This window comes from Lysinibacillus sp. CNPSo 3705 (assembly GCF_028674935.1).
GTDB lineage: Bacteria > Bacillota > Bacilli > Bacillales_A > Planococcaceae > Lysinibacillus.
This window is the reverse complement of the sequence record NZ_JAQZSD010000143.1, coordinates 1-2,513: the sequence shown is the minus strand read 5'-3', so window position 1 is coordinate 2,513 and position 2,513 is coordinate 1. Positions and strand designations below refer to the sequence as shown.

Genomic DNA, 2,513 nt, shown 5'->3' with positions numbered 1-2,513 from the left:
ACGTTTAATATGGACACTTAAATCTTTTAATTCCTCGCCTTTTACCCACGTATCAATGATTTGCTGACGCATTGTCTCTGATCCATGTTGGAATGTTAGAGCTGTTACAGTTAAATCTAAAAATTCCTTAGCAGATAAACGTTCCTCTTTTACTTCTACTTGACTGCTAGTTTCATTGGCAGCGCGCACTTCCTGCATAGATACAGGAATAACCGCAGATGATGTTAAAATAACCGCTAATGATGCTGATAAAAACCTTTTTTTCAAAATGATTCCTCCTTATATCATTACGCATTATACATTTTGTCAATACAATGAAATTATACCAACTTCAGCACATTTGTCAATTAATGGTCATAATGGTAAAAGACTGCGCAGGAAACTTAGTTCCTGCACAGTCTTTTTTCATTTATTATTTTTTTAAATGGCTATCTAAGAATTTTAGCATTGCATTATAAAATTCAATGCGATTTTCTTCATTTTGGAAACCATGGCCTTCATTATCCTTCACCATGTATTCCACATCAACGCCTCTTGCACGTAATGCTTCAACGACTTGATCAGATTCAGCCTTATTTACACGTGGATCATTCGCACCTTGAGCTACAAATAACGGTGTTTTAATTTTATCCACATGGAAGACAGGTGAAACAGCTGTTAATAGCTCTTTATCTTCTTCCGGATTGCCCACGCGCTTATAAAGTTGGTTACGCAATGTGTCCCAATACGGAGGGATTGTATTTAAAAATGTAAAGATGTTGGATACACCTACATAGTCCACTGCTGCAGCATATAAATCTGGAGTATACGTAATCCCAGCTAAAGTTGCATAACCTCCAAATGATGCACCGTAAATGCCGATGCGTTTAGGGTCTGCAATACCTTGATCGATTGCCCATTGTACGCCATCTGTAATATCATCTTGGATTTTTAGACCCCATTGTTTATAACCAGCCTGTAAAAACTCTTTACCATAGCCAGTTGAAGTACGGAAATTGACTTGTAATACTGCATAACCACGATTTGCTAGTAATTGTACCTCATTATTAAAGCCCCACATATCACGTGCCCATGGTCCACCGTGTGGATTAACGATAAGTGGCAGATTTTTAGCCTCTTTGTTTTTCGGTAAAGTTAAATAACCGTTAATCGTTAAGCCATCTCGACTCTTATATGAGATTGGATGCATTTCTGCAAGCTCCTCTGGGTTTAACCAAGGGCTTAGTGTTGCCATTTCAGTCATTTCATCTGTTGTTGAATCGTAGTAATAATATTTTCCGAAAATAGTGTCACTAGAAACACTAACAATGAATTTTGTCATTTCTTTGTTGTAATCATTAATGCCCAATTCACTTTCTTGAACACCTAATTTGTGTTGAATTTTACGGAATAGTTTTTCAAAGTCCTCGTCAAAGAATTGATAATGTGTCTTGTCTGATACATATGTACCGTATAATAATTTATCTTTATCAGAACTATATAATACACCCATTACATCCACTTCTGAGTTGGACATAATTACTTCTTCATTGCCTTCTAAATCATATTTAACAACTTCTACTTTGTCTCTTCCTTTATTGGATTTCGCCAAAATATGTTTATTGTCTTTAGTGAAACCAAGTGGTGTTACTTGATCCTCTTCTTCCATTTCAATAAATGGCTTGAATTCATCTTTTTCTGAATCTCGATATAAAACAGTGCCTACTACACCATCTGAAGCAACTGCCATACGTACATTTCCATCACGGTCTGCTATCCAGCTCGTAATATTACCTGGGTTTTTCGCAACATGTGTAGTTTTACCAGTCTTTACGTTAAGCTTGTACACGTCAAAGACTTTCGCATCTTCTTTATTCATCATAATAAGGATTTCATCTTTAACACCCTGTAAGCCACTTAATATCCCAACTGTTACATTTGGATAAGGTGTTAAATCCTTTTCTTCATTACCATTAAATGTTGTTGAATAAATGTGGTGGTTTTCATCGCCACCTTTATCTTTTACATATAGTAAATTATCATCTTTCCAGAATAATCCCCCGATATCACGATCCGTTGAATTAGATACACGTACTGGCTCACTATCGTCATTCATTTTTTTCACGAAAATGTTTAATCGATTTTCCCATGCAGAAGCATAAGATATGTAATTGCCATCTGGTGAAAGTTCATAGCCCATGTTTCCTGGATTTTTCATGAAATCTTCGACAGAAATTTCTTTCACGCCTTCATTATTGCTGACGCCATTTTTCACATTTTTAGCGTTATTCAAAATTTTAACCGCATCTTGTTTAGAAATTGTTTCACTAGTTGACAGACCGTTAAATAAGCCAAGTTTATTTGCTTTTTCTTGATACTCAGCAAGTGTTGCTTCTTTTTCTTCTTTATTTAAAGCTCTTACTAAAATACGTGCTGCTTCATCACGTTTAATATGGACACTTAAATCTTTTAATTCCTCGCCTTTTACCCACGTATCAATGATTTGCTGACGCATTGTCTCTGATCCATGTTGG

The 2,513-nt window shown here is 35.8% G+C and carries 1 protein-coding gene and 1 pseudogene; both read right to left on the bottom strand.

Annotated elements, in window-relative coordinates:
- Positions 1-267: pseudogene (locus PVA17_RS24610) on the bottom strand (S9 family peptidase); the annotation flags it as partial.
- Between the two features lie 145 nt (positions 268-412).
- Positions 413-2,513: S9 family peptidase (locus PVA17_RS24605; RefSeq protein WP_274069315.1), on the bottom strand; the 2,101-nt coding region annotated here is incomplete at its 5' end.